This is a genomic window from Actinomadura sp. 7K507 (genome assembly GCF_004348425.1).
Classification (GTDB): Bacteria; Actinomycetota; Actinomycetes; order Streptosporangiales; family Streptosporangiaceae; genus Spirillospora.
This window is the reverse complement of record NZ_SMKK01000315.1, coordinates 1-8,900: the sequence shown is the minus strand read 5'-3', so window position 1 is coordinate 8,900 and position 8,900 is coordinate 1. Positions and strand designations below refer to the sequence as shown.

The 8,900-nt window shown below is 70.4% G+C and carries 3 protein-coding genes; 2 read left to right on the top strand and 1 reads right to left on the bottom strand.

Features of this window, described 5'->3' with window-relative positions; translation table 11 throughout:
• On the bottom strand, positions 1–233 hold a 233-nt coding region (locus E1285_RS47940; protein WP_243723400.1), incomplete at its 3' end, for a hypothetical protein.
• Between the two features lie 24 nt (positions 234–257).
• On the opposite strand from E1285_RS47940, the gene E1285_RS40690 reads away from it, so the two are divergent.
• Together E1285_RS40690 and E1285_RS40685 are read left to right on the top strand one after the other, a co-directional pair.
• Positions 258–4,442: a type I polyketide synthase gene (locus E1285_RS40690; RefSeq protein ID WP_243723399.1), complete on the top strand. Its 4,185-nt coding sequence runs from the start codon at positions 258–260 to the stop codon at positions 4,440–4,442.
• A 5-nt stretch (positions 4,443–4,447) separates the two neighbouring features.
• The coding region (locus E1285_RS40685; protein ID WP_132159941.1) for a type I polyketide synthase at positions 4,448–8,900 on the top strand (4,453 nt) is incomplete at its 3' end.

Below are 8,900 nucleotides of genomic sequence, written 5' to 3'. Positions count from 1 at the left end.
AAGCCCTCACCAGCGCCGGACTCACCCCCACCGACATCGACGCCGTCGAAGCCCACGGCACCGGCACCACCCTCGGCGACCCCATCGAAGCCCAAGCACTCATCGCCACCTACGGCAAACACCGGCCGGAGGATCGGCCGTTGTGGTTGGGGTCGTTGAAGTCCAACATCGGCCACAGCCAATCCGCCGCCGGTGTCGGTGGCGTCATAAAGATGGTGATGGCCCTTCAGCATGGAGTCCTTCCGAGGACCCTGCATGTGGATGACCCCAATCCGCATGTGGACTGGTCGGCGGGTTCGGTGCGGTTGCTGACCGAGCCGCAGCCCTGGGAGCCCAACGGGCATCCGCGGCGGGCCGGTGTCTCCTCGTTCGGGATCAGCGGCACCAACGCCCACGTCATCCTCGAAGAAGCACCCGCTGCACAAACCGCCCCCGAGCCTGAGCCGCGGGTCGAGTTGCCGGTGGTGCCGTGGATGCTCTCCGCCAAGACTGAGACCGGCCTGCACGCCCAAGCGCAGCGCCTGGCCGAGCACGTGGCGGACCGTGAACTGAATCCGGCCGATGTGGGGTTCTCGCTGGCCACCGGACGCGCCCATCTGGAGCACCGTGCGGTGGTGCTGGGCGCCGACCGCGACGAACTCCTGACCGGACTGAGCAGTGTCACTGGCCGTTCGGTTGTTGGTGGGCGGTTGGCGGTGGTGTTCTCCGGCCAGGGCAGCCAGCGCACCGGCATGGGCCAAGACCTCTACGCCGCGTTCCCGGCGTTCGCCGACGCCTTCGACGAAGTCATGACCCATTTCCCCGAACCACTCCGCCAGGTGATGTGGAACGACAACCAAGACGACGGTGGGTTGGAGCAGACCGGGTGGGCGCAGCCCGCACTGTTCGCCATCGAGGTGGCGTTGTTCCGGTTGCTGGAAGCATGGGGGGTGCGGCCGGACTACCTGGCCGGGCACTCCATCGGAGAACTGGCCGCAGCACACGTCGCCGGGGTGTGGTCACTGCCCGACGCGGCGGTGCTGGTGGCCGCCCGCGGCCGGCTGATGCAGGCCCTGCCCCCGGGTGGGGGCATGACCGCGATCCGCGCCACCGAAACCCAGGTTCAGGCCCATCTGGTGGACGGGGTGGAGGTCGCGGCGGTCAACAGCCCGGACGGTGTGGTGATCTCCGGCCGCGAAGACGCCGTCGCCCAAGTCGCCGCGCAGTTCGACAGGGTGCGGTCGCTGCCGGTCTCACACGCCTTCCATTCGGTGTTGATGGACCCGATGCTGGCCGAGTTCGAACACATCGCCGCGAGCGTGACCTACCAGCCGCCCACCCTGCCGATCGTGTCCAACCTGACCGGCGACCTCGCCGACCCCGACCACCTGTGCACCCCGGCCTACTGGGTGCGGCACGTCCGCCAAGCCGTCCGCTTCCACGACGGTGTCCAGACCCTGCGCGGCCACGGCGTCACCACCTTCCTGGAAATCGGACCCGACGCCGCGCTGACCGCCACCGCCGACCCCGGCGACGACGCGGAGTTCATAGCCGTCCAACGCCGCGACCGCGACCAGCCCCGCCAACTGCTGTCGGCGGTCGGGGAACTGCACACCCGCGGCATCCCGGTCGACTGGGCGGCGCTGTTCCCCGGCGCCCAACGAGTCGACCTGCCCACCTACCCCTTCCAACGCCAGCGGTACTGGCTCGACTCGGTGAGTGGTACCGCCGACGTCGCCAAGGCCGGTCTCGAAACCAACGACCATCCGCTGCTCGGAGCCGCGCTGGTGCTGGCCGACACCGACGGCACCATCTTCACCGGCAGGCTCTCCCAAGCCGCCCATCCCTGGCTGGCCGACCACACAGTCATGGGCACCACCCTGCTCCCCGGTACCGCGTTCGTCGAACTCGCCCTTCACGCCGGCCACCAGACCGGCTACCCCACACTCGACGAGCTCACCCTTCACGCGCCTCTCATCATCGACGCGGAGCAGCGCATCACCCTTCAGGTCGCCGTGCGGGACGCCGGTCCGCAGGGCGGCAGAACCGTCCACATCCACTCTCGCCCCGACCAAGCGCCTCCGGACGTTCCGTGGACCCTGCACGCCGCCGGCGTCCTGGCTCCCGAGGTCGCGCCGGCAAATGCTGCCGGTATGGATGTCTGGCCACCGGAGGGAGCGACCAGGCTCGACCTGGCCGGCTTCTACGACGGCCTCTTCAAGGGCGGCCTGGAGTACGGGCATACCTTCCGGGGCGTACAGGCTGCGTGGTCGCGCGGTGAGGACGTCTTCGCCGAGGTCGTGCTGCCGGAGGGCGCGGCGATGGAGGCCGCCCGGTTCGGTCTGCATCCGGCGTTGCTCGACGCGGCGATGCACGCGAGCTTCATCGCGGGGCAGCGACACGAAGGCCCACGGATCCCGTTCACCTGGAGCGGCGTCCGGCTGTACGCGGCGGGCGCCGCGACACTGCGGGTGCGTGTCCGCAGCGCGGGGGCAGAGCTCCAGATGACCGTCGCGGACGGCGCCGGCACGCTGGTCGCCGAGGTGGACTCGCTGGTCACCCTGCCGGCTGAGCAGCTGGCCACCGGAGAATCCTCCTCCCAGACTCCGCTGTATCGGCTCGACTGGAGCCCGGCGCCAGCCGCCGACCCCGCCCCCTACGTCCTGCTGGGCACCGCCGAACCAGTGCTGAACGGCACGAAGCGCTATCCGGATCTGGCGTCGCACGCCGAAGGCACCCCTGCCACGGTCGTGGCTTACAGCCCGTCCGGGGACTCCGCCCAGATGCCCGGCCGGTTCCGGGATGTGGCGAGTCAGGTGCTGGAACTGCTCCAGGCATGGCTGGCCGACGAGCGGTTGGAGCAGTCTCGGCTGGTGCTGGTCACTTGTGGTGCCGTCGCCGTGATGCCAGGTGAGGACGTCACCGCTCTGGCCCAGTCCGCGGTCTGGGGCCTGGTGCGTTCAGCTCAGGCGGAGAATCCCGACCGGTTCACACTGATCGATCTGGACGACCGACCCGAGTCGGCCGCCGCGCTGGCAACGGCGATAGGGACGGCGGAACCACAGCTCGCCATCCGCGCCGGGCAACTGCTCGTGCCGCGGATGACCCGCGCCCTCACCCCCGCGGAGGCCGTACCTTCGTGGGACCAGGACGGCACGGTGTTGATCACCGGCGGTACGGGTGGTCTGGGCAGCCTGGTCGCCCGCCATCTGGCCGCCGAGCACGGCGTCCGGCGGCTGCTGCTGACCAGCCGCCGAGGCATCGCCGCCGACGGCGCGACCGAACTCGTCGCAGAACTCGCCGGGCTCGGTACCCAAGCGGAAGTCGTGGCCTGTGACGTCGGGGACCGCGACGCGGTCGCCGACCTGCTGGCCCGGCACACGCCGACCGCGATCGTCCACGCCGCGGGAATCGGCGCCAACGCCCTGATCGGAGCGTTGACCAGCGAACACGTTGACATCGTGGCCCGTCCCAAGGTCGACGCCGCCTGGCATCTGCACGAGCTGACCCGCGACATGCCGCTGTCGGCGTTCGTGCTCTTCTCCTCCTCCTCGAGCGTGGTCGACGGGCCGGGCCAGGCCAACTACGCCGCTGCCAACCAGTTCCTCACGGCGCTGGCCCAGCATCGGCACGCGCAAGGCCTGCCGGCTCAGTCACTGGCCTGGGGTCTGTGGGGCGAAGGCCATGGAATGGTGCAGCGCCTGATGGAATCGGATCTGCAGCGGATCCGCCGGTGGGGCATGCTCGAGATGAGCGCCGCGCAAGGCCTGGAGTTGTTCGACGCCGCCACCGCCTCGGGCGAGCCCGCCCTCCTGCCCGTCACTCTCGACCTCGCCGCCGTCCGGGCGCGGGGAACGAGCGTCCCGGCCGTCCTGCGGAGCCTGGTCCGCGCACCCGTCCGGCAGGCCGCTCGAGCGGCCGAGGCGCCCGCCGGCAGCCTCGACCTGGCGCAACGACTGACCGGGTTGGCCGACGCTGAACAGGACCGGCTGCTGCTCGATCTCGTCCGTACACAGGTGGCGGCTGTACTGGGCCACGGGTCGGCCGACACGGTCGAACCCGATCGGGCATTTCAGGAGCTGGGCTTCGACTCCCTTGCCGCGGTGGAGATCAGGAACCGGCTCAGGAGCGCCTCGGGCCTTTCGGTGCCGGCGACCGCCGTCTTCGACTACCCCAGCAGCCGGGCCCTCGCCGACTACCTCAAGGCCGAGCTGACCCCCGACGGCGACGGCGGCCACGACGGTGACGAAGCGAAGATCCGCAGGCTCCTGCAAGCCATTCCGATCACCCGGTTGCGCGATGCGGGACTGATGGACGACCTGCTCGAACTCGCGGACGGCACCGGCGGACGGGCGGCGCCGGCGGGCGGCGGCCGCGACTCGATCGACACGTTGGACGCCGACGAGCTGATCGACCTGGCGCTTCGCGGCTCCGACTCTGACGACCTGACCGAGGATGTGTAAGACAGATGGCCGAGCCCGACCAGAAGATCGTCGAAGCTCTCCGCGCGTCGGTCAGGGAGACCGAGCGGCTGCGCGACCAGACCAGGAAGCAGGCGGCCGCGGCGCGCGAACCGATCGCGATCGTCGGCATCGGAGCCCGCTACCCCGGCGGCGTCACCGGCCCCGAGGGGTTGTGGGAGCTGGTGGCCGAGGGCGTGGACGCCGTCGCGGAGTTCCCGGCCGACCGCGGCTGGGATGTGGAGGGGCTGTACGACCCGGAACTCTCCCGGCCGGACACGAGCTACGCCCGTGAGGGCGGGTTCCTGTACGAGGCCGGGGAGTTCGACCCCGGCTTCTTCGGCATCTCGCCGCGTGAGGCGCTGGTCATGGACCCCCAGCAGCGGTTGCTGCTGGAGACGTCCTGGGAGGCGCTGGAACGTGCCGGAATCGCTCCCGGGTCGCTGAAGGGCACGGCGACCGGCGTGTGGGCCGGGGTGATGCACCATGACTACGCGATGGGCGCCGTGGGCGGAAGCGTCGTCTCTGGACGGGTGGCGTACACGCTCGGGCTGGAAGGCCCCGCGGTATCGGTGGATACCGCCTGCTCATCGTCCCTGGTGGCGCTGCACCTTGCCTGTCAGTCCCTGCGGCACAAGGAATGCTCCCTTGCGCTGGCGGGCGGCGTCGCGGTGATGGCGACCCCCGACATGTTCGTGGAGTACAGCCGGCAGCGTGCCCTGTCGAAGGACGGCCGGTGCAAGTCGTTCGCGGCGTCCGCGGACGGCACCGGCTGGGCCGAGGGCGCCGGGGTGCTGGTGCTGGAGCGGTTGTCGGACGCCGAGCGCAATGGTCATCGGGTGTTGGCGGTGGTGCGTGGGTCGGCGGTGAATCAGGACGGTGCTTCCAATGGCTTGACCGCGCCCAACGGGCCGTCGCAGCAGCGGGTGATCGCGCAGGCGCTGGCGAACGCGCGCGTTCCGGCCGACCAGGTCGATGCGGTGGAGGCGCACGGAACCGGTACGGCACTGGGCGACCCCATCGAGGCGCAGGCTTTGATCGCCGCCTACGGCAAAGACCGGCCCGAGGATCGGCCGCTGTGGTTGGGGTCGTTGAAGTCGAACATCGGTCATGCTCAGGCGGCTGCGGGTGTCGGGGGCGTCATCAAGATGGCGATGGCCCTTCAGCATGGAGTTCTTCCGCGGACGTTGCATGTGGATGAGCCCAGCCCGCATGTGGACTGGTCGGCAGGGTCCGTACAACTGCTTACTCGGGCCCAGCCCTGGGAGCCCAATGGTCATCCGCGGCGGGCGGGGGTGTCCTCGTTCGGGATCAGTGGCACCAACGCCCACGTGATTCTGGAAGAGGCGCCTGCGGCGGAGCCGCAGCCTGAGCCTGAGCCGCGGGTGGAGTTGCCGGTGGTGCCGTGGGTGCTCTCGGCCAAGTCCGAGGCCGGTCTGCGCGCCCAGGCGCAGCGGCTGGCCGGGCATGTGGCGGATCGTGGGCTGGATCCGGCCGATGTGGGGTTCTCGCTGGCCACCGGCCGGGCCCATCTGGAGCACCGTGCGGTGGTGTTGGGCGCCGACCGGGAGGAGTTGCTGGCCGAGTTGGACGGTGTCACTGGCCGTTCGGTTGTTGGTGGGCGGTTGGCGGTGGTGTTCTCCGGTCAGGGTAGCCAGCGCATCGGCATGGGCCGAGAGCTGTATGCGGCGTTCCCGGTGTTCGCCGAGGCTTTCGATGAGGTGATGGCCCATTTCCCTGAGCCGTTGCGCCAGGTGATGTGGAACAACACCGACGACGACGGTGGGTTGGGGGATACGGGGTGGGCGCAGCCCGCGCTGTTCGCCATCGAGGTGGCGTTGTTCCGGTTGCTGGAAGCATGGGGGGTGCGGCCGGACTACCTGGCTGGGCACTCCATCGGAGAGCTGGCCGCGGCGCACGTCGCCGGGGTGTGGTCGCTGGCGGATGCGGCGGTGCTGGTGGCCGCGCGGGGCCGGTTGATGCAGGCCCTGCCGCCGGGTGGGGCGATGACCGCGATCCGCGCCACCGAAACCCAGGTTCAGGCCCATCTGGTGGACGGGGTGGAGGTCGCGGCGGTCAACAGCCCGGACGGTGTGGTGATCTCCGGCCGCGAAGACGCGGTCGCCCAGGTCGCGGCGCAGTTCGACACGGCGCGGCCGTTGCCGGTCTCGCATGCGTTCCATTCGGTGTTGATGGATCCGATGCTGGCCGAGTTCGAACACATCGCCGCGAGCGTGACCTACCAGCCGCCCACCCTGCCGATCGTGTCCAACCTGACCGGCGAGATGGCCGACCCCCAACACCTGTGCACTCCCGGCTACTGGGTCCGGCACGTACGCGAAGCCGTGCGCTTCCACGACGGTGTGCAGACCCTGCGCGGCCAGGGTATCACCACGTTCCTGGAAATCGGACCCGACGCCGCGCTGACCGCCACGGCCGACCCCGGCGATGACGCGGAGTTCGTGGCCGTCCAGCGCCGTGATCGGGATCAGTCCCGCCAACTGCTGTCGGCGGTCGGGGAACTGCACACCCGCGGTGTCCCGGTCGACTGGGCGGCGCTGTTCCCCGGCGCCGAACGCGTCGACCTGCCGACCTACGCCTTCCAGCGGCAGCGGTATTGGATCAATTCGGTCGGCGGTGCCGCAGACGTTACGGCGGCCGGGCTGCAGCCCGCTGACCACCCGCTGCTCGGCGCGGCCGTGCCCCTCGCTGACAACGAGGGTGTCGTCCTCACCGGCAGGCTGTCCCTGGACACCCACCCGTGGCTGGCCGACCACACCGTCATGGGCACCACCCTGCTGCCCGGCACCGCGTTCGTGGAACTGGCGTTGTTCGCCGGTGATCAGGTCGACTGTCCCACGATCGAGGAACTCACGATCGAGGCCCCGCTGGTGCTGCCCGGCGATGGGGGAGTGGCCGTCCAGATCGTCGTCCGTTCCGGTGAGGAGCCGGGCCGCCGGTCGGTCGAGGTGTATGGGCGTCCCGGCGACGCGTTCCCGGACTCGCAATGGACCAGGTACGCGTCCGGTGTTCTGGGCACCGCCGTCCAGCCAGGTGGGCAGCTTCACCAGTGGCCGCCGGCGGATGCGGAGACGGTGTCGACTGACGAGCTGTACGGCATGCTCGCCGAGCACGGGATGGCCTACGGCCCCGCCTTCCAGGGGCTGCGGGCGGCCTGGCGGCGCGGCGACGAGATCTTCGCCGAGGTCGCGCTCGCGGAGCAGACCGGCGACCAGGTCGATGGGTTCGGTGTTCACCCGGCGCTGCTCGACGCTTCGCTGCACGCGCTCGGGCTGGCCGGTCCGGCCGAGGAGATGGCGGGCCTGCTGCCGTTCGCGTGGTCCGGAGTGACGGTGCACGCAGTAGGAGCGTCTGCGGTGCGAGTGCGTCTGCGCATGACCGGCGAACGGACGGTGGCGGTGGAACTCGCCGACACACGGGGAGCGCCGGTTGTTTCGGTGGAGTCGCTGGCCGTCCGGCCCGTCTCCGCCGAACAGCTCGCCGCCGTGCGCACCCCGTCCCAGGACGGGCTGTACCGCCTGGAGACGACGGCGGTCACGCTGCCTGAGCCGGCTTCCGGCAAGTGGGGAATCGTGGACTTGGGCGGGCCGGAGCTGTTGCCCGCCCTGACCGGACACGTCGAAGCCGTGTCGCTCAGCCCAGACCTGGATGCCACCGGGCCCCTGGATGTGATCGCCGTGAGTTGCGGCGGCGGTTCCGGTGCCGCGGTCACCCGCCAGACCGTTCACCGGGTCCTCGCGGTGCTGCAGTCGTGGCTGGCCGACGAGCGGTTCCTGGACACGAGCCTGCTGGTTGTCACCCGGGGCGCGGTGGAGCCGGTCGAGGATCTGGCCGGTGCGGCGGTGCGCGGCCTGGTGCGCTCTGCGCAGGCGGAGCACCCGGGCCGGATCGTCCTCGTCGACCTCGACGCGGAGGCCGCCTCGGCGGAGCAACTGGTCCGCGTGCCCGGAAGCCCCGAACCCGAACTGATCATCCGTGCGGGGGGGTGCTACGGAACCCGCCTTGTCAAGGCACATCCGACCGGCGGCACCGGCGGTGGGCTCGACCCCGACCGGACCGTGCTGATCACCGGAGCCTCAGGAACGCTGGGTGGTTTGGTGGCCCGGCATCTGGTGGCTGAGCACGGGGTCCGGCGTCTGGTGCTGGCCAGCCGTCGCGGTATGGACGCCGACGGGGCTGCCGGGTTGGTGGCCGAGCTGGCGGAGTTGGGTGCGCGGGCCAGGGTGGTGGCGTGTGATGTGAGTGACCGTTCGGCGCTGGCGGACCTGGTGGACGGGATCTGCGCGGATGGCGGTCTGGGTGGTGTGGTGCATGCGGCAGGAATCTTGGATGACGGGGTGGTCTCGTCGTTGACCGCTGAGCGGTTGGACGGGGTGCTGGCGCCGAAGGTGGATGCGGCGTGGCATCTGCATGAGCTGACCCGCGATCTGGATCTGTCGG